General features: G+C 43.4%; 21 protein-coding genes and 2 pseudogenes. 5 read left to right on the top strand and 18 right to left on the bottom strand.

The window, feature by feature from the left end; all coding sequences use genetic code 11:
• Positions 1–102: 102 nt before the first annotated feature.
• The 9 genes from CJ483_RS16460 to CJ483_RS16420 form a co-directional block, all read right to left on the bottom strand.
• The gene (locus CJ483_RS16460) at positions 103–1,065 is read right to left on the bottom strand and encodes a tRNA dihydrouridine synthase (RefSeq protein ID WP_120038101.1); all 963 of its coding nucleotides are present in this window, start codon (positions 1,063–1,065) and stop codon (positions 103–105) included.
• A 246-nt stretch (positions 1,066–1,311) separates the two neighbouring features.
• Positions 1,312–2,685: a 23S rRNA (uracil(1939)-C(5))-methyltransferase RlmD gene (gene rlmD / locus CJ483_RS16455; protein ID WP_259455691.1), complete on the bottom strand. Its 1,374-nt coding sequence runs from the start codon at positions 2,683–2,685 to the stop codon at positions 1,312–1,314.
• Positions 2,686–2,904: 219 nt separating this feature from the next.
• On the bottom strand, positions 2,905–4,701 hold the full coding sequence (locus CJ483_RS16450; RefSeq protein WP_120036211.1) for an ABC transporter ATP-binding protein: 1,797 nt from the start codon (positions 4,699–4,701) through the stop codon (positions 2,905–2,907).
• The gene (locus CJ483_RS16445) at positions 4,682–6,424 is read right to left on the bottom strand and encodes an ABC transporter ATP-binding protein (RefSeq protein WP_120036210.1); all 1,743 of its coding nucleotides are present in this window, start codon (positions 6,422–6,424) and stop codon (positions 4,682–4,684) included. The genes CJ483_RS16450 and CJ483_RS16445 overlap by 20 nt, the downstream gene beginning before the upstream one ends.
• A 74-nt stretch (positions 6,425–6,498) precedes the next feature.
• Positions 6,499–7,686: an MFS transporter gene (locus CJ483_RS16440; protein ID WP_120036209.1), complete on the bottom strand. Its 1,188-nt coding sequence runs from the start codon at positions 7,684–7,686 to the stop codon at positions 6,499–6,501.
• A complete protein-coding gene (locus CJ483_RS16435) occupies positions 7,683–8,123 on the bottom strand; it encodes a MarR family winged helix-turn-helix transcriptional regulator (RefSeq protein WP_120036208.1) in 441 nt (146 codons plus the stop codon). Before CJ483_RS16435 ends, CJ483_RS16440 begins: the two co-directional genes overlap by 4 nt.
• Before the next feature lie 112 nt (positions 8,124–8,235).
• Positions 8,236–9,150 carry a diacylglycerol kinase gene (locus CJ483_RS16430; protein ID WP_120036207.1) on the bottom strand — a complete coding sequence of 305 codons (915 nt, stop codon included), beginning with the start codon at positions 9,148–9,150 and terminating at the stop codon, positions 8,236–8,238.
• 111 nt (positions 9,151–9,261) lie between these two features.
• The gene (locus tag CJ483_RS16425) at positions 9,262–10,059 is read right to left on the bottom strand and encodes an arylamine N-acetyltransferase (protein ID WP_120036206.1); all 798 of its coding nucleotides are present in this window, start codon (positions 10,057–10,059) and stop codon (positions 9,262–9,264) included.
• A gap of 118 nt (positions 10,060–10,177) precedes the next feature.
• Positions 10,178–10,741, bottom strand: coding sequence for a thioredoxin family protein (locus tag CJ483_RS16420; protein WP_120036205.1), 564 nt, complete (start codon positions 10,739–10,741; stop codon positions 10,178–10,180).
• Between the two features lie 388 nt (positions 10,742–11,129).
• Here CJ483_RS16420 and argC point away from each other — a divergent pair, with 388 nt between their 5' ends.
• The 4 genes from argC to CJ483_RS16400 all read left to right on the top strand — a co-directional run bounded on the left by argC (position 11,130) and on the right by CJ483_RS16400 (position 15,419).
• Positions 11,130–12,167: an N-acetyl-gamma-glutamyl-phosphate reductase gene (gene argC / locus CJ483_RS16415; RefSeq protein WP_120036204.1), complete on the top strand. Its 1,038-nt coding sequence runs from the start codon at positions 11,130–11,132 to the stop codon at positions 12,165–12,167.
• 23 nt (positions 12,168–12,190) lie between these two features.
• Entirely contained in the window at positions 12,191–13,423 is a 1,233-nt protein-coding gene (argJ, locus tag CJ483_RS16410) for a bifunctional ornithine acetyltransferase/N-acetylglutamate synthase (protein WP_120036203.1), read from the top strand.
• A gap of 62 nt (positions 13,424–13,485) precedes the next feature.
• A complete protein-coding gene (argB, locus tag CJ483_RS16405; protein WP_120036202.1) occupies positions 13,486–14,256 on the top strand; it encodes an acetylglutamate kinase in 771 nt (256 codons plus the stop codon).
• Positions 14,253–15,419, top strand: coding sequence for an acetylornithine transaminase (locus CJ483_RS16400; RefSeq protein WP_120036201.1), 1,167 nt, complete (start codon positions 14,253–14,255; stop codon positions 15,417–15,419). The genes argB and CJ483_RS16400 overlap by 4 nt, the downstream gene beginning before the upstream one ends.
• Before the next feature lie 47 nt (positions 15,420–15,466).
• Here the strand turns inward: CJ483_RS16400 and CJ483_RS16395 are convergent.
• The 8 genes and pseudogenes from CJ483_RS16395 to gatC form a co-directional block, all read right to left on the bottom strand.
• A pseudogene (locus CJ483_RS16395) lies at positions 15,467–16,203 on the bottom strand (TPM domain-containing protein).
• Positions 16,203–16,781, bottom strand: coding sequence for a LemA family protein (locus tag CJ483_RS16390; RefSeq protein ID WP_120036200.1), 579 nt, complete (start codon positions 16,779–16,781; stop codon positions 16,203–16,205). Before CJ483_RS16390 ends, CJ483_RS16395 begins: the two are co-directional and overlap by 1 nt.
• A gap of 101 nt (positions 16,782–16,882) precedes the next feature.
• Positions 16,883–17,652: pseudogene (locus tag CJ483_RS16385) on the bottom strand (alpha/beta hydrolase).
• Between the two features lie 74 nt (positions 17,653–17,726).
• Positions 17,727–18,359 (bottom strand): hypothetical protein, encoded by a 633-nt coding sequence (locus CJ483_RS16380; RefSeq protein WP_142927237.1) that lies wholly within the window; start codon positions 18,357–18,359, stop codon positions 17,727–17,729.
• Complete coding sequence (locus CJ483_RS16375; RefSeq protein ID WP_120036198.1) at positions 18,319–18,681, bottom strand: nuclease-related domain-containing protein; 363 nt, start codon at positions 18,679–18,681, stop codon at positions 18,319–18,321. Before CJ483_RS16375 ends, CJ483_RS16380 begins: the two co-directional genes overlap by 41 nt.
• Before the next feature lie 387 nt (positions 18,682–19,068).
• Positions 19,069–20,499 (bottom strand): Asp-tRNA(Asn)/Glu-tRNA(Gln) amidotransferase subunit GatB, encoded by a 1,431-nt coding sequence (gene gatB / locus CJ483_RS16370; protein ID WP_120036197.1) that lies wholly within the window; start codon positions 20,497–20,499, stop codon positions 19,069–19,071.
• Between the two features lie 12 nt (positions 20,500–20,511).
• Positions 20,512–21,969, bottom strand: a complete 1,458-nt coding sequence (gene gatA, locus CJ483_RS16365) for an Asp-tRNA(Asn)/Glu-tRNA(Gln) amidotransferase subunit GatA (protein ID WP_120036196.1) — start codon at positions 21,967–21,969, stop codon at positions 20,512–20,514.
• Positions 21,970–21,981: 12 nt separating this feature from the next.
• On the bottom strand, positions 21,982–22,272 hold the full coding sequence (gatC, locus tag CJ483_RS16360) for an Asp-tRNA(Asn)/Glu-tRNA(Gln) amidotransferase subunit GatC (RefSeq protein WP_120036195.1): 291 nt from the start codon (positions 22,270–22,272) through the stop codon (positions 21,982–21,984).
• Between the two features lie 335 nt (positions 22,273–22,607).
• Here gatC and CJ483_RS16355 point away from each other — a divergent pair, with 335 nt between their 5' ends.
• Positions 22,608–23,615, top strand: a complete 1,008-nt coding sequence (locus tag CJ483_RS16355) for a ketoacyl-ACP synthase III (RefSeq protein WP_120036194.1) — start codon at positions 22,608–22,610, stop codon at positions 23,613–23,615.
• A 276-nt stretch (positions 23,616–23,891) separates the two neighbouring features.
• On the opposite strand, the gene aceA is transcribed toward CJ483_RS16355, so the two are convergent.
• Positions 23,892–25,175, bottom strand: a complete 1,284-nt coding sequence (gene aceA / locus CJ483_RS16350; RefSeq protein WP_120036193.1) for an isocitrate lyase — start codon at positions 25,173–25,175, stop codon at positions 23,892–23,894.
• Between the last annotated feature and the right edge of the window lie 7 nt (positions 25,176–25,182).

Genomic DNA, 25,182 nt, shown 5'->3' with positions numbered 1-25,182 from the left:
GATTAAAATACACTATAATCTTCTCCCGCTCTCTTCTCTTCATTAGATACAGCTCCTTCATGGACTGCATCTTTTAAAACACGTTTCACTGTCCCCGCCCCATCAATATTCTTTTTCAAAGTTATCAAGCAATGCCCGCACTTCATCTGTTGATTTTGTGTTCATTAATTGGTTTCTTAATTCACCAGCTCCACGGAATCCTTTGACATAAATTTTGAAAAAGCGATGAAGCCCTGTGATGGAACGTGGCAGTACTTCCGCATATTGATCTTGAAGATCAAGCTGCAATCTTAAAAGATCAAGATACTCTTTACTGCTATGCTCTTTTGGCTCTTTTTCAAAAGCAAAAGGATTTTTAAAAATACCTCGCCCGATCATCACACCATCAATACCATATTGTTCAGCAAGCTGCAGCCCAGTTTGACGGTCAGGAATGTCTCCATTGATTGTCAGCAGCGTATTTGGGGCGATCCGGTCACGTAATTTTTTGATTTCCGGAATTAGCTCCCAATGCGCAGCTACTTGGCTCATTTCCTTTCTTGTGCGTAAGTGAATAGAAAGGTTCGCAATATCCTGTTTTAAAATATGCGTTAGCCACTCTTCCCACTCATTTACATCCTCATAGCCAAGCCGTGTTTTCACACTGACAGGCAATCCGCCCGCTTTTGCTGCTTGAATAAGTTCTGCCGCAACGTCTGGACGCAAAATAAGGCCACTGCCTTTCCCTCTTGATGCCACATTCGGTACAGGGCAGCCCATATTAATATCGATACCTTTAAACCCTAACTCTGCCATGCCAATACTCATTTGACGGAAATATTCGGGATTATCCCCCCAAATATGTGCTACCATTGGCTGTTCATCTTCTGTAAAAATCAAACGGCCACGCACACTTTTCATACCATCTGGATGACAATAGCTATCCGAGTTTGTAAACTCTGTGAAGAATACATCCGGTCGACCGGCTTCACTTACTACGTGACGAAAAACAACATCTGTCACATCTTCCATTGGTGCAAGTACAAAAAATGGCCGTGGTAAATCACGCCAAAAATTATCTATCATTTCAAACTCAAATCCTCTCACTATGAATACCACTTCAAATTCTCGGTCAAAAAATATAAAATCAAATGTCCTGCTTCTTTTTCACTTATATCATGCTTAATAACTTATTATCAAACGCAAGTATGTTGGATATTTATCATTTATAAAAATCGGCAATGGTTATTTTACTAAAATCAACCCCGAATGATATTGTTATATGCAAAAAAGCAGGTGGTATAGATTTTTTCTATATCAACTGCTTTTCTATTATACCAATTCCAAACACGCGACCGCTTCACAATGTGTCGTTTGTGGAAACATATCAACTGGCTGTACATCAAGTGTTCTGTAGCCACCGTCTTCCAGTATGCGCAGGTCACGTGCTAAAGTAGCCGGATTACAGGAAACATAGACGACTTTTCCCGGCTTCATATCAATAATGGTTTCTAAAAGGGCTCCATCACAGCCTTTTCGGGGCGGGTCGACAACGAGGACATCTGCTCTGTTGCCCTGCTTATACCATTCTGTGATCACCTCTTCTGCTTTGCCAACGGCAAATTCAGCATTTTCAATTCCATTCAGCCGGGCATTTCTTTTTGCATCTTCAATGGCTTCTGGCACCACTTCAACCCCAAAAACTCTTTTGGCTTTTTGGGCAAGAAATAGGGAGATCGTGCCGATGCCGCAATAGGCGTCAATGACTGTTTCATTTCCGGTGAGATCCGCATATTCAAGCGCTTTGTCATACAGCACTTTCGTTTGTACCGGATTCACCTGGTAAAAGGATCTAGCTGAAATCGCGAACTTGACGTCGCCGATATAGTCATAGATCACTTCGCTTCCCCAGAGCACCTTTGTCGTCTCTCCCATAATAACGTTTGTCCGTTTTGAATTAACATTATGAACAATTGATTTCACATGAGGCAGCCTCGTGATCATCTCTTCTACAATTTTATCTTTATGGGGAAGCTCAGCTGTCCGGGTAATAAGGACGATCATTAGTTCCCCTGTTTGCTTTCCATAGCGGGCCATAATGTGGCGAAGCACCCCTTTGTGAGCCACTTCATCATATGCTTTAATGTCTAACTCACTGCAAATTTCCTTTACCGCCTGGATCGCTTCATTTACTTTCGGAAGCTGGATGATGCTCTCATTCGTATCAACAATTTCATGGCTGCGCGGCTTGAAGAAACCAGCAATCAATTTACCGTTCCTCTCTCCCACGGGTACCTGCGCCTTGTTACGGTAATACCATGGCTCTTCCATGCCTAAAACAGGATGCACGTTCACATCCTCAAGTTTTCCAATCCGGGTAAGTACTTCCCGGACTTGCTTTTCTTTAAATTGCAGCTGTCCTTCATAGCTAATGTGCTGCAGCTGGGTTCCTCCATATTTGTGCATGTCAGCAGCTGGCACATCTATACGGTGTGGGCTTCTTTCAAAAAGTTCAACCAGCCGGCCGAAGCCATAGCCTTTATTTATTTTCGTCACTTGAATGCGGCCTGTTTCTCCTGGCAGCGCACCCGCTACAAACAGCGGATAACCTTCTACTTTTGCTACCGCATTTCCATCATGAGTTAAATCTTCGAATTGTACTTCTATCATTTGATTTTTTTGAACAGGGGCTTGAATTTTTGCCACGATTATCCACCCTTTTTGTTTTTTCTTAAGAATCGAAAGCTATTCTATCACAGTTTCCTCAGAATTCGCAAAAAAGCCAATCACAAGAAGTTTGTTTCCCTTTATGATAAGATAAAATCTTTTCTTAAAAAAAGAGCTCGAATGAAAGATTACATTCCCTCTGCTCATCATAAAACAAAGCCTGCCTTTCACCCATTTATAACGGTGAAAGGCAGACTTTTATAACTGCGAAGCCGTGGCGAGACTGGCGTAATGCCCTTCCGTCTCTATAAGTTCTTCATGATTGCCTCGTTCAACAATCCGTCCTTGATTAAGCACAAGAATTTGGTCGGCCCGGCGGATCGTGTTCAACCGATGGGCAATCACAACGGTCGTCCTTCCTTCCATCAGACGATTGAGTGCTTCTTGAATATGCATTTCAGTAATGGTATCAATGCTGCTCGTTGCTTCATCTAAAATTAAAATAGCAGGATCTGCTAAGAGGGCTCTCGCAATAGCGAGCAGTTGCCTCTGTCCCTGGCTAATCCCTGAGCCTTCAGACTGTAGTTTTGTTTCATAGCCGTCCGGCAGCTTCATAATGAAGGAATGGGCATTGGCAGACTTGGCTGCTTTCACTACTTCTTCATCTGTTGCGTCTAAACGGCCATAGCGAATATTCTCTTTAATCGTCCCTTCAAATAAAAAGGAATCCTGGAGCACAAAGCCCATATGCTTTCTCAGTTCTTGACGCGGGATAGTGGACGTATTATAGCCATCTATGAAGATCGCTCCGTTGTCCGGATCATAAAAGCGGGCGAGAAGATTAATGATCGTTGACTTCCCTGATCCTGTCGGTCCGACAAGTGCTACCATGTCTCCTTTGTCCGCTTTAAAACTGACCTCTTTAATCGTTTCATTTCCCTTCTCATAAGAAAAGGATACTTTCCGAAACTCAATATCTCCGCGAACATGGTGTAATGGAAACTCATCAGCTTGCTCTTCTTCCTTTTCTGTATCTAAAATATCAAAGACTCGCTCTGCTCCGGCAAGTGCTGAAAGCAAGGTGTTAAATTGATTTGCAAGATCATTCAGAGGACGCGTAAACTGCCGCGAATACTCGGCAAACACGACAATGACCCCAACAGTCACATAGCCATGCAGTGCTAATAATCCCCCTGCTCCGGCAATTAATGCGAAGCTAATATTATTCAGCATGTTCATCAACTTCGGAATAAAGCCCGAATATGTCTGCGCCCAAAAGCCAGTTTCCTTCAACTTTGCATTTCTTTCATTAAAAGCGAGCGCAATCTTTTCCTCTTGGGAAAACATCTTGACAATATGTTTGCTTGACACAGCCTCTTCAATAAACCCGTTTAACTCACCTAAATGGCGCTGCTGTTCCTTGAAAAACCGCCGTGTCCGGCTTGTGATCCATTTCATGCCAATGTATAGAAGCGGAACAATCAACAGAGTTATCGCTGTCAGCATCGGGCTTAAATAAAGCATAACGATTACCGCTCCTGTCAGCGTCAATACACTGGAAGCAACTTGAATTACGGAACTGTTCAGCGTGCTGCTGATATTTTCAATATCATTCGTTACCCTGCTCATCAGCTCTCCGTGCTGGCGTTTGTCAAAGAAGGATAACGGCAGTTGTTGAAGGTGAGTAAATAACTCGGTTCTCATTTCAAATACCGTCTTCTGGGCGACACCGACCATCCAGTAGCTTTGTAAAAAAGTAGCTAAAGAATAAAAAATATAGACAACCCCAAGCAGGGCAAGCAGAAGAACGAGACCTTTTTCATCTTTCGTAATGATGAAATCATCAATTGCTATTCCAACAAGATACGGTCCGAGCAGACCCAACGCAGAACTAGCGGCCACCATGAGAACAACAAGAAAGAGAAGTCCTTTCCTTCTTGCCAAGTATCCAGCCAGCCTTTTCAACGTTGGCACAAGTTCCTTCACTTGCGGCTTTGATCCGGGATGACCGTGACGGCTATGAGGATGAGCAGGCTTAACGGCTGGCCTTGACATACGGCATCCCTTCCTTTCCGTATTGGGAAGCTAAAATGCGTCGATATAGTTCGCTTCCAGCTATAAGATCTTCGTGACTGCCAGATGCGGTAATGCGGCCGTCTTCCAGCAAAATAATCTGGTCTGCCTGCAGTGCTGTGCTAATTTTTTGTGTAATAATTATGGTTGTGCAATTCTCTTCCTGGAGAGCAGATAAGAGCCGTGCTTCTGTTTTTACATCAAGAGCGCTTGTGCTATCATCCAACAGCAATATGAGCGGCTTGCGGATAAGTGCGCGGGCAATAGACAGCCGCTGCTTTTGACCGCCTGATAAATTAACACCCTTCTGTCCGATCATCGTTTCATATTTATTCGGCAACCGTTCAATGGTTTCCTCAATTTGAGCTCGCCGAGCCGCTTCCACTATTTCTTCCATAGAAGCATCTTCTTTTCCCCAAGAGATATTCTCTCTGATAGTCCCCGTAAACAAATGGGATTCCTGCGGCACAAAGCCAATTTGTTCACGAAGGGCCGCCGGCTGAATAGAGCTGATGTTCTGACCATCAATTAAAATTTCACCTGAATCCGGTTCGTATAAGCGGGGAATTAAATAAAAAAGCGTTGATTTCCCGGATCCGGTTGCCCCTAAAACGGCTGCTGTTTTTCCAGGTTCAACCGAAAAAGTAAGCCCATCGAGAACAGGCTCCCTAACCCCTGGAAAAGAAAAAGTGACATGTTGAAATTCAATTTTACCGCCTAAAGGTTGAAAGTCATTTCCTTTTAAACGCTGGTCCCCTTCTTCCTCCGGCTGTTCAAGGAGCTCGCCAATTCGCTGACTCGAAGCCCGTGCTCTTGAAAAAGCCATTAAGATAAATGTAAACATAGATAAAGAAGAAATAATCCGCGTAGCATAGTTAATTACAGCAACAATCTGTCCTGCTGTTGCTGAACCGCTTGTGAATTCAGCAAGGCCGAACCACAAAATAGCAATCAAGCTGCTATTCATGACAAGAAGCAGAACAGGAGTCGTCGTTTCTACCGTACGCAGAACACGGGTCGTCTGTGTCATCAGCTTTTCGCTCGCCTGCCGAAAACGGCTGACTTCATATCTCCATCTGAGAAAAGCTTTAATAATACGAATGCCTATCAAGTTCTCCTGCATGACATTATTTACACCATCAAGCCGCTGCTGAACTGATTGAAAGAGAGAGGCACTTCTCTTCATCATATTTATTAGAAAAACGAGCATAAGCGGGATCGTTATCAGCAGAATCATTGTCAGCTTGGCATGAATAAGCAAAGCCATTACCGTGCCGAATATGACCATCAAAGGAGCACGCAACATAATCCGCAAGCTCATAAAAACGGCATTTTGCAGCTGAGTCACATCATTGGTCATTCGTGTAATTAAAGAAGAGGCCGCAAACCGGCTGTAGTTGGCGAAAGAAAATGACTGGACTTTTTCCATCATTTTCTCACGCAAATCAAAGCCGAAGTTTTGGCCGACGTGAGCGGCTACAAACGAGTTAATAATCCCGGAAGCAAAGGCAAGCAAAGACGTGCCCAGCATGAGAGCTCCCCATATATAAACAGCTCTCATATCATGCTTTATGATGCCTTCATCAATGATCTTGGCCATAAATAGCGGATGGGTTAGTTCAACTGCCAGCTCTATAAGCATTAACAGCCAAGCAAAAGCCATGTAATTTTTATACGGTTTTAAATAAAACAATACACGTTTCAAGGCCCTCTCCCCTCTCCTGCTGGCCCAATCTTACGACTGTGTTTTTACCAGTATAGTCCAAGCGATGGACAGCATCAAATCATTTGACGCTGCTTTTCTTGACGTCCATGCATCAACAAATAAACGAATAAACCTACTAATACATAGACCGCACAGTAAACATAAAGCATTCTAAAACTCATTCCTGTGACTGCCCAGCCGATAATAAAAGAACCAAGGCCAATGCCGAAATCGAATACAGACAGAAATGTAGCTGTCGCCAGCGCTTTCTTCTGAGGAGCTGCTTCTTGAATGGCTATGGTTTGAAAGCTCGGGAACAAGGTGCCCCAGCCGATGCCGATCATCCCGGCTGCTATAAGGAAAACAAGGGCTGTTGATGTTTGGCTAAGCAGAAGCAGGCCGGCTGAAAAAAGGAAAATGGCCGGATAGACAATTACATTCGCTCCATATTGATCAAACCATCTGCCGGTAAACGGACGGGACAGCAATAAAACGACCGCATAGACGATAAAGAAATAGCTGGCCACTTCTCCTACTTGGATCTCTTCTGCATAAACCGAAACGAAAGATAAGATTGATGAATAAGCGATCGAGAAAAAGGCGCCAACTACTGCGATCGGCAGCGCTGAAAACTCAAACAAATCTTTAGGATTAAACTTCACTTGAAAAATAGACATCACTCGAATCTCGTGTCTGCTTTCTTTCACATTGATTAACAGGCTGGTCACAAGAGCAAGGCCTGAGATGACGATACACATAACAAACATCGTAAAGCTGCCCCATTGCCGCATCACTGTTAATCCTAGGAAAGGGCCGATAACCATCGCCAGGTTCGTAGACATGACGTAGTAACCCATCCCCTCCCCGCGGCGCGAGCCGGGAATAATTTCAGCAACCATCGCTCCTGTAGCTGTGGTTGCCATTCCGAACCCAATTCCGTGAATAAATCGAATAGCCAACATCGTTCCCAGCGTGTCAGGGAAAAAGTATAACACCGATGCTCCCAAAAAAATCACTTGTGAACTGATCAATATGGTTTTTTTCCCTAACCGCTCAATCCACTGGCCGGCAAAGGGGCGGACCACAATAGCCGAGATTAAGAAGCAGGTGGTGAGCAGTCCAGCCTGTGCTGCACTTCCTCCTAATTCCTGAATGGCATATATTGGCATAGTAACTAATAGAAAATAAAAAGCAACGAACAAAAAGAAATTGCTCGCTGATACACTAATGAAATCCTTCGTCCATAAAGGCTCCTTATTCATTTCTGTTCTTCCTCTCCTTGATGACTTTCCAATGCAGACAGCCATTCTGTCATAAGCTTCTGCAATTGCTGTTGATGTTCTTTACCAAATCCTTTAATTGTTTGCTGATTCATCTCTAATACCGCTTGTTCCCAAACAGGATACTCTCTTTCGGCAAGCTCCGTCAGTTCAATGAATTTAACCCGTTTATCTGCACCCGGCACCTGCCGTACATACCCTTGCTTGACGAGACGCTGAATCGTCCGAGTCATTGGAGGGGCTTCAACAGCCAAATATTCACTGAGCTCTTTTTGTGTGAGTCTGCCTTTTTGCTTTAACACATACAATACGGACCATTGTGCACTGTAAAGACCGTACTTTTGTAATACGGTATTGTTGCGCTTCATGATCTGCCTTGACAACTGGTGAACAGAGTGAAACAAAAGATGCAATTCCATATCTCTTCTCCTTTAATTACCTAGGTAACTATTTGCAACTTTTCTATTGTATCATAGTTTTCTCTAAAGAAAATAAAAAACTGCCGAATTTTTTCGGCAGTTTTTGCATGGCTTAATAAATTCGATCTTGAGGGCGAAGTTGATCAACAGGAACAAATACTTCAAGATGGCGATACAAATTTTCAAAATCAGCAGGCAATGAGCCCCCCGGTTCACCGTCAAGATTCAGCAGCACTTTTTCCGGCGCATGAATCTTAATGCGATTTGCTTTCGTGTAAATGACATGAGGATCGTTTAAGTGTTCGCCTCTCAAAGCGAGCGTAGCAATCCGGATGAATTCAGCCAAGTTAGTTTTCTTTAGAATTAATAAAGAAAACAGACCGTCATTCACAGAAGAGTCCGGTGCCAGCTTTTCAAAACCGCCAACCGAGTTTGTCAACCCAATTAAAAACAGCATGACCTCTCCCTCAAACAGCTTGCCATCATATTCAATCGTTACCTCAGATGCTTTAATGGAAGGAAGCATTTCAATTCCTTTTAAATAATACGCTAATTGACCGATCATCGTTTTTAGTTTGCTCGGCACTTCATATGTCAGCTCTGTCAGGCGCCCGCCGCCCGCAATATTAATAAAGTATTTATCATTCATTCGTCCGATATCGACCGGAATGGTTTTCCCAGCTGTAATGATGTCTACAGCTCCATCAATGTCACGGGGAATTTTTAAAGCTCTGGCAAAATCATTGGTTGTCCCCATCGGAATCACACCAAATTTCGGGCGATATTCCTGTCCCGCTAAACCATTGACGACTTCATTCAACGTTCCGTCACCGCCAGCAGCAATCACCACATCAAACCGGCGCTCTACCGCAATTTCAGCGGCTCTCGTCGCATCTCCTGCTCCGGTAGTAGCGTGAGCGGATGTTTCATAGCCCGCTTCTTCAAGCTTTTGCAATACCTCCGGCAAATGCTTCTTGAACAGTTCGCGCCCTGAAGTAGGATTATAAATAATTCTTGCTCTTTTCATCTCTATCCATCCCAGTCTCAATTTATAATCATGTTTAATTTTACCACTCATATTTCCGCTTTATATCTTACTACTTTTTTTGGAAAAAAGCTATTTCTCCTTTTCTGACAACTATTCAAATAAGTAAATGCCCCTATCAGCTAAAAAGCTGAGTGACTCTTCCATTCCCTTTTCATCAATCCGGAATGCCTCTACTATTGCACGCTTCCACTGAGTCGGCTCACGAAAATGATACTCCCGGATATCCCGGTAATTCATTACTTTAAGCGTATGATTCCGTAAAAAGTAACAGTTATTTCCTTGAAAACGAACAGCTGAGATCCGCCGCATCGTAATATTGCTATCACAATCCTTATAGGATGCCTCAATGTCTTGCTGGAGCTCTTCTTCCGTAAGAGCCTCCCAAATGATCTGCTTTGTAACGAACGTCTTTCCATGGGACCTCCGTTCAAGCTGAAATCTTTTTTCGTTGCGGTTTGTGAAAATAATTTCTTCTCCAAACCCATGGAGAACGTGTTTCGGGCGGCTATTTAATTCAATGGGCCGTGTGATCGGGGAGCCATAGCCAACGTCTACATAAAATTCCTTGTTGGCCATATGAACCATGATCGCTGCATGTCCCGGCAGCACGCGTACGAATGAACATGAAAATCCCAATTCTTCAAGGAGCCTTGCAAAGTTCATATTCAATGAATAGCACGTGCCTCCCCATCCCCTGCTCTTCAGATTCATGACGAACTCGGTAAAACCCGGCACTTGGCAACCCTGCTCATTAAAATAATGAAATTTACTAAATGTTTCATATGGGATCAGCGACAAATGATGCTGGATAAGCCGCTGTAAATAATTCAAGCTCGGTTTTTCCCTGTTAATTTTCAGCTGTTCTAAATATGCTGATACAGCATCCATATGTCCACCTTCTTAATTCTTTTGTTTATCGTAACATGAAAATGGAATCGTTTCCTGTATGACACTTCATAAAAAAACAGGCTTGGGAAGTTTCCCGAAAGCCTGCCTTCAAATAAAGTTAAAACAGCCGCTCAGCTAATGATGTTTTGATGCTTCGGTACACTTCCTGCCATAGCTCCCTTTTAGTAAGGTATGCTTCTTGCAACTCCTTATACATCTCTTTCTGCCTGTCCGCAAACTCCTCATGATCAAGAGGCGGCAAGCTGGACCTCTTGCTGTTTACAAGCTCTTGTAACTCCTGAGCACGCGGCCCCCATACTGCTTTTTCTTCACCTTGTTCGTTCATAAAGATGAAGATCGGGATTGCCCGGGACGTTCCATTCGTCAAATATTGATCCATGAGTTCTAAATTTTGATCTCTATATAAGAAGCGCACTTCCATGCCAGCATGACGAGCAATTTCTAGCAGGATTGGTACATTCAGCATGGCATCGCCACACCAATCCTCCGTCAATACAATGACCTTCAGCTGTTCTGTCTGCAAGCCTGTTAAGAAAGAAGCTTCATCCTTTTGAATTTGAAAAGAGGATTGAATTTGTTTAACTCTTTCCTTATTCTCTTTCATATTTTCAATATATACATCCGTCGGGATGCCTTTTTGAAACCAATCCATCAAATTCATGGTCTTTTCCTCCGCTTATTAATTAAGAAGCCTCATACTTCTTCGTTTGTTATTCGCTATTCTCTCCAGAAACCCTTTTATTCTTCCCTTATTTATAAAAAGCTTTCCAAGGTAGAGACAAACTCTCTGATTGATACTCAAAAACTCATCAGAACCTATCTTCCAACACGCACAACCTAATGAGGAGCGCGAACGGATCATAGCAATTATGACTATCGCATACAGGTCGGCGTTAAATGATCAATAACTTGGGCTCCTTTCTTTATTATCTCATAAAGCAGAGCTTTTTTCTAAAAGTGGTTGATTTAATTCGCTAACCAATTTATAATTATAAAAAATTATTAATATTTATGTAATTTAATAAATAAAAATACAACAGGAGGACACAATGAAAGCAGCAGTTATCGGGGCCACTGGATATGGAGGAATTGAACTTATACGCCTTTTATCCAACCATCCAAATTTCACCCTTCATTCTGTATATTCATCGAGCAAGGATCAAGTACCAGCAACGGATGATTATCCTCATTTAAAAGATATTTGTCCTTTGCCTTTAAGAAAAATTGATGCAGAAAAAATTACGAGCGAATGCGATGCGGTGTTTTTAGCCGTCCCTTCAGGAGCCTCAACTACCCTGTCGCCTCAGCTCTTGAAAAATAACACGAAAGTCATTGATTTATCAGGGGATCTTCGTTTAAAAGATCCAGAACATTATGAAAAGTGGTATAAAAAACAGCCAGCTGATCCCTACATACTGGAGCAAGCCGTATATGGCTTAACGGAGTGGAATCGGAAAGCGGTCAAAGATGCAGTCCTTCTATCCAATCCAGGCTGCTATCCGACAGCTGCCTTACTCGGTCTTGCGCCAGCTATTCAGGCGGAAGTGATTGATGGCACCGGCCTTATTATCGATGCCAAATCCGGTGTATCTGGTGCCGGCCGCGGACTTTCACTTGCTGTCCACTTCGCCGAAATGAATGATAACTTTAAAATCTACAAGGTTAATCAACATCAGCATATCCCCGAGATTGAGCAGCAATTGAACCTCTGGGATAACAGCAGCAGCCCAATTACTTTTTCTACTCACCTTTTACCTATCACCCGTGGAATTATGACAACCATGTATGCTGAAATGAAAAAGCCAATGACTACGGAAGAATTGCATCAGCTATACGAAGAAACCTATCAGAACGACTTTTTTGTGAGAGTCCGGCCGCCCGGCGAGTTTCCGGGTGTGAAAGAAGTGTCCGGCTCCAATTTCTGCGACATTGGAGTAGCCGTTGATGAACGGACAAACAGAGCAACGATCGTCTCAGTCATTGATAACTTAATGAAGGGCGCTGCAGGCCAGGCCATCCAAAATGCGAACTTAATGTTCGGTTTTGAAGAAACCGCTGGCTTACGTGGATTCCCGATGTATCCATAACTTTCTTTAGGAGGAAATAACCTATGCATGCGATAAAGGAAACTACCCATATAAAAGTGCTGCCTCAAGGATCCATTGTCTCACCAAAAGGATTTTCTGCTGCCGGGGTGCACGCTGGCCTGCGTCATTCTAAAAACGATTTAGGCGTTATCTTCAGTGAAGTACCCGCCCAAAGTGCAGCCGTTTATACGACAAGCCATTTTCAGGCAGCACCGATTAAAGTAACAAAAGACAGCCTAGCAGTAGAAAATAAGCTGCAAGCCATCTTAGTAAACAGCGCTTGTGCCAATGCCTGCACAGGAAAACGCGGACTTGCTGACGCTTATCAAACACGCCAATGGCTCGCGGAACATCTAAATATCCCTGAACACCTAGTTGCCGTTTCTTCAACTGGTGTCATCGGTGAATATTTGAAAATGGATAAAATGAAAGCTGGTATTGCGAATTTGCAACCCATTCCAGAAGCAGCCGCTGCTGAACAGTTTGAGGCCGCCATTTTAACGACTGACCTGGCAACCAAAAAATGGGCTGTAGAAGCAACGATTGATGGAAAAACCGTCACGATGGGCGGCGCTGCCAAAGGCTCAGGGATGATCAATCCAAATATGGCCACGATGCTTGCTTACGTAACCACTGATGCGGTGGTTTCTGCGGATCATTTACAAACGGCTTTGAGTGAGATTACTGATCAAACATTCAATCAAATCACAGTAGACGGCGATACATCAACAAATGATACGGTCGTCGTGATGGCAAACGGCCTGGCAGGCCACTCCCCTCTATCTCCTGATCATCCGGAGTGGCCAGTCTTTCTCTCCATGCTTCATGAAATCAGTGAGCAGCTCGCCAAAAAGATTGCCCGTGATGGCGAAGGTGCTACAAAGCTTGTTGAAGTAGAAGTGCTTGGTGCTGTGTCCGATGAAGATGCAAAGAAAGCAGCTAAGGAAGTCGTCGGCTCCAATCTCGTTAAAACAGCAGTGTACGGTGCCGACGCTAACTGGGGCAGAATTATTAGTGCCATTGGCTATAGCGATATTGAAGTTAACCCTGAAACGATCGACATCTCAATCGGCGACTATCCGATCCTTTCTCAAAGCGAAGTAGCTGATTACTCAGAAGAAGCGGTCATTGAGTATCTAAAAGAAGAAGAAATCAAGATTACAGTAAATCTTCACCTTGGCGAGGGGCACGGTTTAGCCTGGGGCTGTGACCTTTCCTATGACTATATCAAAATTAATGCGAGTTACAGAACATAATTTTTTATAAAAGGAGCCTGCAGACCACTGGCTCCTTGCTATCTTTTAACAAGGAGGAGCTTATGAAAACCATCGTTGTGAAGTGCGGCGGCAGTGTACTGAGCGAGCTATCGGAATCATTTTTTGACAGCATGAAAGAATTAAAAGAGCAAGGATTTGCCATCGTATTCGTGCATGGCGGCGGACCTGAAATTAACTCCATGCTCGAAGCCTTGCAAGTCAAGAGTGAGTTTAAAAACGGTTTGCGTGTGACATCTGAACAAGTGCTTAAGACGGCTGAACTAGCTTTAGCTGGCAGCTTGAACCGCAAGCTGGTCAGAATGCTTGAAGAACACGGCATTCCAGCAATCGGCTTAAATTCAAGTGACAATGGCTTGCTGAAAGCTGACTTTATCAATCAGGAGCAACTTGGCTATGTCGGCGATGTAACAACAGTAAACAGCCATTTTATTCAATTATTATGCGAGGAGCAGCTGCTTCCTGTGATGACCCCGCTTGCAGCAGGACCAAACGGAACGGTATTAAATATCAATGCGGACCATGCTGCCTGTGCGGTGGCTAATGCCCTGCAGGCTGAGCATTTTCTTATGGTAACTGACGTCGATGGCGTATTAAAAGACGGCCAGCTTGTCCCAGCGCTCACTAAAGCAGAAACAGAAGCACTCATTGATACTGGGGTCATTAGCGGCGGAATGATTCCAAAGGTACAGTCTGCTCTAAAAGCTTTTTCTGACCATGTGCAAAGCGTACATATCGTTTCTGGCAAAAAAGCCTTTTATGAACAGGGAGAATGGCTCGGAACAAAGTTTGTAAAGGAGAAGGTGACAATATGAGCAGTTTATTTCCAACGTACGCCCGCTGGGATATCACGCCAGTTTCAGCTAAAGGGGCTTGGCTGACAGATAATAACGGAAAAAAATTTTTAGACTTTACGACCGGCATCAGTGTATGCAACCTTGGACATGTGCCGGACAATGTGAAACAAGCGGTGCAGGACCAGATTGGAAAATTTTGGCATACGTCTAACCTATTTCAAATTGAGCTTCAGGAAGAAGTAGCCAAACAATTGGCAACCGCTTCGGGACTTGACTTAGTCTTTTTTGCTAACAGTGGAGCAGAAGCGAATGAAGCAGCGATCAAATTGGCTCGTAAAGCAACTGGCCGGCCTAAAGTAATTACGTTTGTTGATTCTTTCCATGGACGCACATTTGCCACAATGGCAGCGACCGGTCAAGAAAAAATAAAAACCGGCTTCGGCCCGATGCTTGAGAAATTTGAATACGTCCCTTTCAATGATCTCAAAGCTTTGAAGAAAGCCATCGACGGAGAAACAGCCGCCATTATGTTTGAGGTGATTCAGGGCGAAGGCGGTCTAAACGCCGGTGAACCGGAATTTCTGCGCCAGGCTGAGGAGCTTGCTCATAACAATGGCTCACTTGTCATTGTGGATGAAGTTCAAACAGGGATCGGACGTACCGGCAAACCCTTTGCCTTCCAGCATATTGCACTTAATCCGGACATCGTTTCAAGCGCTAAAGGCATTGCCAGCGGCCTGCCACTCGGTGCGATCATCGGTAAAAAAGAATTGGCCGAAGCCTTTTCACCAGGGTCGCATGGCTCTACATTCGGGGGCAATCCTGTCTCTCTTGCTGCAGCAAAAGAAACACTTAAAACAATTTTTGAAAGCAGCTTTTTAGAAGAAGTAACAAGAAAAGGCAACAAGCTTTCCTCCCTGCTCGCAGGTGCCCTGTCTTCTGTCCCTCAAGTAAAAAAATTGAAAGGCAAAGGCTTGATGATCGGCATCGAAATGAATGAGGAAGCAGCACCGTTCATTCCGGCAGCACGCGCCAAAGGACTGTTAATTTTAACAGCCGGCACGAATACGATTCGTTTGCTTCCTCCTTTAAATGTAACAGATGAGGAAATTGAGCAAGCGGCAGCTATACTCGTCGATACCATTAAAGAGCTTGCTTATGAAAAAACAGCCGGCAACTAAAAGAAGGTGACTCTTTGTGAGTCACCTTCTTTATCTCCTTTATATACTTACCAGCTTCTTCCGGCACCTCCTCCACCTGAGGAGCCGCCACCTCCTCCTCGTGGGCCGCCACCCCGCCGCCGCGAGACAGAATAGCAAAAAAGATTTGTGTTAAAAAGCCGCCAAAAAACTTCATGTCGAGAAAGATAACAACCACGGCAATAATGATAAGCAGAAAAGGGTTGATCCCTATGCCTTCATCAGCCCGGTAAGGAGTCGCTTCTGCCGCATGACCATCCCAGCCATATTCAGCAGCCGTTTCATTATATAAAGCTTTATAAGTGTTCATAATCGCTTCGGCTGGTTCTTCATTCTCCAAATAAGGAAACGCATACTCGTCTAAAATCCGGCCGACTTTTCCATCAGGCAAAGCTCCCTCGAGTCCATAGCCGACTTCTACTCGGACCTTTCTTTTTCCCTTGTCTCCTTCAGTGGTCACAACGAGTAGCACACCGTTATTTTCTTTTTTGCTGCCAATTCCATATTGGCGAAACGCCTCATTGGCGTACTGTTCAACTGGCTTCCCTTCCGTCGTTGGTACGGTCAGCACAGCGACTTGAGCAGTGGTCGCATCTTCAAGCTGCCTGCCCAGTTGGACAAGCTCGGCTTTTTGCTCAACAGACAATACACCTGAAAAATCCTGGACATAAATGTCGCCTCGCGGAGCCGGCGCTGCCAGAGCAGGCAAAACAAAAGCTTGAATAGAAAGAATTGCTGCTGCCAAAAAGAAAGCAGCTTTTTTCATCATTGCTGCACACCTTCAAAGTCTACTTTTGGTGCCTCCTGCGCTCCCGCTTCTGCTTTGAAGTATTCCTTTTCATCGAAGCCGAAGATACCCGCCATTAATGAACCAGGGAATCGTTTTACTCTCTTATTAAATGTTGCTACTTGAGCGTTATAATCTTGACGAGCAACAGCTAACCGATTTTCTGTACCGGCGAGCTCATCCATTAATTGTCTGAAATTAGCATCCGCCTTTAATTGCGGATAGTTTTCCACAACGACAAGCAACCGGCTCAACGCTCCCGATAGCTCATCATTCGCCTCAGCCTGCTCTTTCGGAGAACCAGCTCCTGCCAGCTTAGCACGAGCATCGGACACATTTTTCAGCACTTCTTTTTCATGACTCGCAAATCCTTTTACTGTATTTACTAAGTTCGGAATCAAGTCCATTCTTCGCTGCAATTGATTCTCTACCTGTGCGTATGCCTGGTCGACATCCTCTTCTTTTTCAACCATACCGTTGTAGCTTGATATGAGCATCGCCGCCAATATAACAACGATAATCGCAATAATAATAAGCGGGCCCCACCCTTTTTTCATTCTCTTCACCTCTTTATTCTATCTTTTTGTATTTACCTCTTTTTATGCAGCAGAAAACCAAAATAAAACACCTCTCTAGGCTAGAGAGGTGAAATAATGAGTTATTTTACAGCTGCATAAGAATGAACAGCAGCATAGGTGCGGATAAAGCGGGCCGCTTGCTCAACAATAAATTCCTTGTCATGATCCATAGAAGCGACATGATAAGAGTTCGGCAGTGTCACAAGCCGCTTGTTCTTCGAAGACAGTGCCCGATAAATAAAGACTGTGTTTTCAGGAGGAACTACATGATCTGTAAAAGATTTAATGCATAGGGCAGGAACCTCAATTTCACCGAGGACCGTTGGGGTCTCAGCCATTAATTCCTGCAACTCATGGATCGCCCGGACTGGCGCTTTTTCATACGTAATTTCATGAATGCCTTCTGCCTTAATATCAGGAGCGCCCTCTTTTATAAACCGAGGAGCGGAAGAGCCTCTTAAATACTCAAAAGCCGGAAGAGTTAAAGCCGCATTAATCGTAATCATCCCTTCAATGTCTTTGTATTCAGCCGCAAGCTTTAATGCTAAGGTTCCCCCATCGATTGTCCCATCACAAATACTCTTTTTCCTCGCTTCTTTAATTGCCAATAGCCTTGCTTTAAGCTTTTATACCAGTCTTCATGTGTGCACTTCTCCATATCAAGATAATGAGTGCCATGTCCTTTTAAGCGGGGAGCCAATACGGTAAATCCCTGCTTCGCAAGTTGTTCTCCTAAAAACCGTACACTTTGCGGCGTTCCAATAAATCCATGAGAAATCAAGATCCCAATGTCATTTCCTTCAAAGTAAAATGATTCTGCTCCTGGAATAACTGCAAATTGTTCTTTCATAGTTGGCTCCCCTTTCAATTCCGATTATTTTTATAGGTTATATACAGTTTAATCCTTTAATGCCTATCTGTCAACTAGGAATTAAAATTTAACATGTATCTTCTTCCTTTGTTTTTACTCTCGGAGATTAAGTTCATAGAGGAAAGGAGATAATGAGCGAGCCATGGACAAGGAACTTGAAAAAATTCACGTAGCTGGCGATTTGTAATTGTAGAGTGCAATAAGAGGAAGTACTCTTGAAGAGCACGAACATGAGCATCACGCGTGGAAAACAGACAGGCTGGACAATGCCATTTTCGAAGGTGACGTACCATAGAAAACTTGTAACATTGAGGACAAGATATTCCCTTTATTAAGTCCTCCTCTTTCAGCTGAAAACGTTGCAAAATATCGATCTCAAGAGGGACATGTTGCTGAACAAAGAAGGAGGAAAGTGTTCGCTGATCCCTGTTCGTAAGCGTCTTGCTGGCGAATTTTTCATCCAAGGAGCTTAAAAAAGAAGGAAGCTGTCCCAGTTGGATCACTTGGAGATTGTGCTTAAAGGACTTAATAATTGCTTTCTTGTTGGTAAAAACAGTTATCGTATGAATCTTTAGGCTAGGCTGCTTATACTGTGCAAACCATTCCTGCAGCAATACTCTTTGACGGGCTGTTTGTAAAACAGGATTAAGAAACCTCTCTTCTTTTCCCTCCATAATGCGGATCATTTGCTGGAATTGTTCCTGCTATATTTTTCATTTCCATAATCAATAAATAGCCAGGAGCGAGGAGTAATGTATCTATCTGGAAAAATTGATCGCGCACTCGCAGCCGGAGATCATGAAGGAAAAAGTGACGTGGGTTCGGATCGATTTCTAGATAAAAATCAATCGACTGTTCCCTACGAAGCCCTGCCTTCGAAATCGCTAACTCTTCTTCAATGAGAGGTCTTTTAATATGGTGATCAGGCAGCCTTCGCAGGAGAGCCTCCAGCTTCAATATTTTCACCGGAACCTTGCGTTCTTTGACAATCATAGCACCACTGATCATATCGATCGCTTCTTTTTAGGGCAAATCCCCTATTTTAGAGAAAAGTCTGCGATTTATCAGGGATCATGAGGAAGATATCTAGGATAGGAGAGGCGATCTCATCAATTATCCGCTATTTATCTGAGGATTAACTTTTTATCAGAGATTGTAGATTTTATATTTGGAATTAGACTCGCTTTCTTATGAATTACTCGCTGTTTATCAAGAATTCAACTTTTTATCATGAATGATTAGCTATATATCTGGAATTACCCGCACTTTTTCATGAATCATCCTCTATTCATCAAGAGTTTGCTTTTTTATCATAAATTGCAAGCACTATATCCAGCATCATGCACGCTTTATCTAAAAAAGCCTCTCAAGCAGACAGCTTGAGAGGCTTCCTATTTAACGCTTTTTAATTTCTTCGAGCAATAGTTTATTTAGTACAGACGGATTGGCTTGTCCTTTAGAGGCTTTCATAATTTGACCGACAAGGAAGCCGACTGCTTTGCTTTTACCATTCTTAAAGTCTTCGATGGATTGCGGGTTCGCATCAAGTGCTTCTGTAATAAACTTGAGCAATTCGCCTTCATCGGAGATTTGCACAAGGCCCTTTTCTTTAACGATCGTTTCCGGATCGCCGCCGTTTTCTACAAGCTCTTTAAAGACTTTCTTCGCGATCTTAGAAGAAATCGTGCCTTTTTCAATTAAAGCGATCATTCCTGCTAAGTTCTGCGGTGTCAGTGCAACCTCGCTTAGCTCTTTTCCTTCGGCGTTCAAGTAAGCGGACACCTCACTCATGAGCCAGTTAGAGGCTAGTTTAGGATCGGCTCCTTTTTGAACAGTCGCTTCAAAAAAGTCAGACATTTCTTTAGTAATGGTCAACACGTTCGCATCATGCGCCGGCAGACCAAGTTCATTCATATAACGCTCTTTTCGCTGATCCGGCAGCTCTGGAATCGAAGCGCGGACACGTTCTTTCCATTCGTCGTCAATGTACAGCTCAACGAGGTCCGGTTCAGGGAAATAACGATAATCATCCGAGCCTTCTTTTACACGCATAAGCAATGTTTTGCCTGTAGATTCATCAAAGCGGCGTGTTTCCTGATCGATCACACCACCGGTAGACAATACATCTGCCTGGCGTTTTTCTTCATACTCTAGTCCTTTTCTAACAAAGTTGAAAGAGTTTAAGTTTTTCAATTCGGTTTTTGTACCGAATTCCTCCTGGCCGTATGGGCGAAGAGAAATGTTCGCGTCACAGCGAAGGGACCCTTCTTCCATTTTACAGTCAGATACTTCTGTATATTGAATGATGGACTTTAATTTTTCAAGATATGCATATGCTTCTTCAGGTGTGCGGATATCCGGCTCAGAGACGATTTCAACGAGCGGTGTGCCTTGACGATTGTAGTCAACGAGCGAATAACCGTTACGGGAGTGCGTTAATTTCCCAGCATCCTCTTCTAAGTGAAGACGAGTAATGCCGATTTTTTTCTTTTGGCCATTTACTTCAATTTCAATCCAGCCGTTTTCACCGATTGGCTTGTCAAACTGCGAAATTTGATAAGCTTTCGGATTGTCCGGATAAAAATAGTTTTTACGGTCAAACTTCGTTTCCGTATTGATCTCGCAGTTCAATGCCATAGCCGCTTTCATCGCAAACTCGACTGCCTGCTTATTTAAAACAGGGAGCACACCTGGATAAGCAAGATCGATGACTGTTGTATTTGTGTTTGGCTCTGCTCCAAAATGAGCGGGAGCAGAAGAAAAGATTTTAGATTCTGTTTTCAGCTCTACGTGGACTTCTAGCCCAATAACCGTTTCAAAGTTCATGTGTGTCACCCCTTACAGCGATGGTTTCTGTTGATGAAAATTAGTTGCCTGCTCGTATGCATAAGCCGTACGGTAAACAGTTTTCTCATCAAAGTGCTTGCCGATAATTTGCAGACCAAGCGGCATACCGCCTGAGAATCCACACGGCACGGAAATTCCCGGAACTCCTGCAAGGTTAACAGGAATCGTTAAAATATCGTTCGCATACATCGTTAGCGGATCATCAATATTTTCACCAAGTTTAAAAGCTGGTGTCGGTGTAGTTGGCCCGATAATGACATCATAATTTTCAAATACGTCCTCAAAGTCTTTTTTGATTAATGTACGCACTTGTTGAGCTTTTTTATAGTATGCATCGTAGTAGCCAGAGCTTAAAGCAAATGTACCGAGCATAATACGGCGCTTTACTTCATCGCCAAAGCCTTCTGCACGTGTCTTTTTGTAAAGATCAATCAAGTTTTCTGCATTCTCAGTGCGATAGCCATAACGGATACCGTCAAAACGAGCAAGGTTAGAAGACGCTTCGGAAGAAGACAATAAATAATAAGTAGCAAGTCCATATTTAGAATGTGGAAGAGAGACTTCCTCCCATGTCGCGCCGAGCCCTTCTAACACTTTCAAAGCATCCAATACAGATTGACGCACGTCTTCTGAGACCCCTTCGCCAAGGTACTCTTTTGGCACAGCAATCCGTAAACCTTTAATATCACCTGTCAAGGCATCCGAATACGTATCAACTGGTACATTAGCAGAAGTGGCATCCATTGGATCTAAACCAGAAATGGCCTCAAGCAAACGGGCGTTATCTTCTACATTGCGTGTCACTGGTCCGATTTGATCTAAAGAAGAGGCAAAAGCGATCAAGCCGAAACGGGACACACGCCCATATGTTGGCTTCAAGCCAACAACCCCACAGAAAGCGGCCGGTTGGCGGATCGAGCCACCTGTATCGGAACCGAGTGAGAACGGTACTTCCCCTGCCGCAACCGCTGCAGCCGAACCACCTGACGAACCACCTGGTACTCTACTTAAATCCCATGGGTTCGCTGTCTTTTGATAGCTAGAATTTTCTGTCGAAGATCCCATCGCGAATTCATCCATGTTAAGTTTTCCAATCGTAATCGCTTGAGCTTCATTCAGCTTGTTCATAACTGTGGCATCATAGATTGGATCAAAGTTATTTAAAATTTGGCTGCCGCTCGTTGTGCGCAACCCTTTTGTCACAATATTATCTTTAATGCCAATTGGCATGCCGAACAGCAATCCTTTTGCCTCATCGGTGCCAATTTTCGCCTGCAAGGCTTCTGCCTGTTTGCGGGCATTTTCTTCATTTAATGTAATAAATGCTTTGACTTTATCTTCTACTTCGCTAATTCTTTTATAAGATTCATCCACTAAATCAGGAATGGATACTTCTTTCTTATGTAAAAGGTCATGAAGCTCAGTCAACGTATGATTAAATAATGACATCTTGTTCTCTCCTTACTCAATGATCGCCGGTACCCGGATTTGTCCATCTTCGTGATCTGGAGCATTTTTCAATACTTCCTCGCGCGGCAATCCTGGTTCAGATTTATCTTCGCGCAGTACATTTTTCATGTCCAATACGTGCGACGTTGGTTTCACACCTGTTGTATCCAGTTCATTCAACTGCTCAGCAAATTGAATAATGCTATCGAGCTGAGCTGTAAATGTTTCCACCTCTTCGTCTGATATAGCCAGACGTGCAAGATGAGCGACGTGTCTAACTTGCTCTTCGGAAATTCGTGACAATTTCCTTCACCTCCAAGAAAAATATAAAACGGTCACAATACTATTCATCTTATCAAATATTAAGGCTCACTAGCAATATTTCAACGGATTTCTCCAGCCTTTATTTTATCACTCTTTCTTTCATTCAAATAGCTTCCATGAAAAGAAGTCTATTTACTGTTAAGTGATGATCAAGCGGTTTAATTTTTATTGGGCTAACAAAGCAAGTTACTTCAATAAGGAGTAAACATTTGTTATAAAAAAAGGAATTTAAATTGATTTTTCATCACATAAATCGCTATAATTAGCACTAGGTATTAACACTAGATTGCAAATAAAAATAAGGGGTGGATTCTATGATAGGTGCGAGAATAACTGCTATTGGTACATACGTACCCGAAAAAAAGTTAACCAATGTTGAACTGGAGCAAATGGTTGAAACAAATGATGAGTGGATCATTCAAAGAACAGGGATTCATGAACGCAGAATTAGCCGTCCTGATGAATTTACCAGCGATTTATGTGAAGCTGCCGTAAGGAATTTAATGCAAAGATACAACAAAAACGTTGAAGATGTAGATATGATTCTTGTGGCAACGAGTACACCAGACTTCCCATTTCCTTCTGTTTCAAGTATCATACAAAGCCGTTTAAATATTGCTCGAACAGGGGCCATGGATTTAAGTGCGGCATGTGCAGGGTTTGTTTATGCATTGCATACGGCCCATTCTCTTATCGCCTCTGGACTCCACAAAAAGGTGCTTGTTATTGGAGCAGATACACTCTCAAAAATTACAGATTATAGCGATAGAAGTACATGTGTTTTATTTGGTGATGGTGCTGGTGCGGTATTGGTTGAAAAGGATGAACAATCAAAGAGTTTTATTGGGTTCAATCTGGGAAGTGACGGAAGCGGCGCACAGCATGTATACCGTTCTGGATTATCCAAAAAGGTCAATGGAATTGAGTTAGTCGATACTCAATATCTTGTGCAAAACGGCAGGGAAGTTTTTCGATGGGTTGTAAGGAATGTTCCTGATAGTGTAAAACAAATTTTAGAAAAAACGAGAACAAGTTTAGAACAAGTTGATTGGTTTATACCTCATAGTGCTAACTTGCGACTCATTGAACCGATTTGCGAGAAATTAGAATTTCCGATGGAAAAAACTCTTTATAGCCTAGTCAACTTTGGAAATACTTCCGCTGCAACTATTCCTTTAGCTCTTGATCTTGGAATCCGTGAGGGAAAAGTTAAAAATGGAGACAGGGTTCTCATGTATGGTTTTGGTTCTGGTTTAGTTCACGCAGGCCAACTTTTAGAATTAAATTTTGACGAACAAATTCATACTCCCGCACCGTTGTAACATAAAAAATGGTGAGAAATTTTACTTCAGCAATCAGGTGCGTTAGTTGAAGCAGAATGAAGCAACTTTATTATTAATTTTTGAGTGCGGACGTATAAACTAATCAACTCTAAAGAGCCTTCCTACACAATAAAATGTAGCAAGGCTCTTATATTTTTATGTGAAAAATTAACTAACTCTATTATTCTTTACAGTTACTTTATTTTGCCGTTCGCAGTTCCCTTCTTCTCCAGTGTAAAAAACTGCCTCCAAACAAATGGGAGGCAGTTTTTCTTATTAAGATTGTGTCTGGAATTGCTCTTCCTCTGTTGAGCCTTTTAGGGCTGTTGTGGAAGACTCACCGCCCGAGACAACCATCGATACTTGGTCAAAGTAACCAGTACCAACTTCGCGCTGGTGACGCGTAGCTGTATAGCCGTCTTTTTCGGAATCAAATTCTGCCTGTTGCAGTTCGGAGTAAGCACCCATGCCACGGTCTTTATAGCCAAGCGCCAATTGGAACATGCTGTGATTCAAAGAATGGAAGCCTGCAAGTGTAACGAATTGGAACTTGTAGCCCATTTTGCTAAGCTCCACTTGGAAGGTCTCGATTGTTTCATCATCCAATTTCGCTTTCCAGTTGAAAGAAGGCGAACAGTTGTAAGCAAGCATTTTTCCAGGAAATTTCTCATGGATCGCTTCAGCAAAGCGGCGTGCTTCTTCAAGGTTTGGTTCAGATGTTTCACACCAGATAAGGTCTGCATACGGAGCATACGCCAGACCGCGGGCAATCGCCTGATCAAGGCCTGCTGTTGTACGGTAGAAGCCGTCCGGTGTCCGCTCACCAGTAATAAATGGAGCATCCGCCGGATCAAAGTCGCTTGTGATCAAGTCAGCGGCATTCGCATCTGTACGGGCAACAAGAATGGTTGGTGTTCCCATAACATCAGCCGCAAGGCGGGCGGCAATCAAGTTTTTCACGGCTGTTTTAGTTGGCAGAAGAACTTTTCCTCCCAAGTGACCACATTTCTTCTCTGAAGAAAGCTGATCTTCGAAGTGAACACCTGCTGCACCCGCTTCGATCATTCCTTTCATTAATTCAAACACGTTCAACTGGCCACCAAATCCTGCTTCAGCATCTGCCACGATCGGCGCAAAGTAATCAATGGAATCGTCGCCTTCCATATGAGCGATTTGGTCAGCACGCTGTAACGCTTGGTTAATCCGCTTGACTACACTTGGAACGCTGTTCGCAGGGTATAAGCTTTGGTCTGGGTACATATGGCCGGAAAGGTTGGCATCCGCCGCCACCTGCCAGCCGCTTAAGTAAATAGCTTTGAGCCCGGCCTTTACTTGTTGGACAGCCTGGTTTCCTGTTAAAGCACCAAGAGCATTGATAAAGCCTTCTGTATGGAGGTAGTTCCATAGCTTTTCCGCTCCGCGGCGTGCCAATGTATGTTCAATATCGATCGATCCACGCAGCTTAATCACTTCTTCTGCAGAATACGGGCGAGTGATCCCCTGCCACCTTTCATCCTTTTCCCATTGTTCTTGTAATTGTTGTACGCGTTCGTTTGTCATTTTAATT

Origin of the sequence: Bacillus sp. PK3_68, assembly GCF_003600835.1 — a bacterium.
GTDB lineage: Bacteria > Bacillota > Bacilli > Bacillales > Domibacillaceae > Pseudobacillus.
This window is presented reverse-complemented; position numbering and strand designations above follow the sequence as displayed.

Bases quoted from the DNA above. Each gene is read 5' to 3' on its own strand.
- aceA (WP_120036193.1), bottom strand. From the start codon at position 25,175: ATGACAAACGAACGCGTACAACAATTACAAGAACAATGGGAAAAGGAT.
- argC (WP_120036204.1), top strand. From the start codon at position 11,130: ATGAAAGCAGCAGTTATCGGGGCCACTGGATATGGAGGAATTGAACTT.
- CJ483_RS16430 (WP_120036207.1), bottom strand. From the start codon at position 9,150: ATGAAAAGAGCAAGAATTATTTATAATCCTACTTCAGGGCGCGAACTG.
- CJ483_RS16390 (WP_120036200.1), bottom strand. From the start codon at position 16,781: ATGAAAAAAGGGTGGGGCCCGCTTATTATTATTGCGATTATCGTTGTT.
- CJ483_RS16420 (WP_120036205.1), bottom strand. From the start codon at position 10,741: ATGAATTTGATGGATTGGTTTCAAAAAGGCATCCCGACGGATGTATAT.
- CJ483_RS16355 (WP_120036194.1), top strand. From the start codon at position 22,608: ATGATAGGTGCGAGAATAACTGCTATTGGTACATACGTACCCGAAAAA.
- gatB (WP_120036197.1), bottom strand. From the start codon at position 20,499: ATGAACTTTGAAACGGTTATTGGGCTAGAAGTCCACGTAGAGCTGAAA.
- CJ483_RS16380 (WP_142927237.1), bottom strand. From the start codon at position 18,359: ATGATCCGCATTATGGAGGGAAAAGAAGAGAGGTTTCTTAATCCTGTT.
- CJ483_RS16450 (WP_120036211.1), bottom strand. From the start codon at position 4,701: ATGTCAAGGCCAGCCGTTAAGCCTGCTCATCCTCATAGCCGTCACGGT.
- CJ483_RS16435 (WP_120036208.1), bottom strand. From the start codon at position 8,123: ATGGAATTGCATCTTTTGTTTCACTCTGTTCACCAGTTGTCAAGGCAG.
- gatA (WP_120036196.1), bottom strand. From the start codon at position 21,969: ATGTCATTATTTAATCATACGTTGACTGAGCTTCATGACCTTTTACAT.
- CJ483_RS16425 (WP_120036206.1), bottom strand. From the start codon at position 10,059: ATGGATGCTGTATCAGCATATTTAGAACAGCTGAAAATTAACAGGGAA.
- argB (WP_120036202.1), top strand. From the start codon at position 13,486: ATGAAAACCATCGTTGTGAAGTGCGGCGGCAGTGTACTGAGCGAGCTA.
- CJ483_RS16460 (WP_120038101.1), bottom strand. From the start codon at position 1,065: ATGATAGATAATTTTTGGCGTGATTTACCACGGCCATTTTTTGTACTT.
- CJ483_RS16375 (WP_120036198.1), bottom strand. From the start codon at position 18,681: ATGATCAGTGGTGCTATGATTGTCAAAGAACGCAAGGTTCCGGTGAAA.
- CJ483_RS16400 (WP_120036201.1), top strand. From the start codon at position 14,253: ATGAGCAGTTTATTTCCAACGTACGCCCGCTGGGATATCACGCCAGTT.
- argJ (WP_120036203.1), top strand. From the start codon at position 12,191: ATGCATGCGATAAAGGAAACTACCCATATAAAAGTGCTGCCTCAAGGA.
- CJ483_RS16440 (WP_120036209.1), bottom strand. From the start codon at position 7,686: ATGAATAAGGAGCCTTTATGGACGAAGGATTTCATTAGTGTATCAGCG.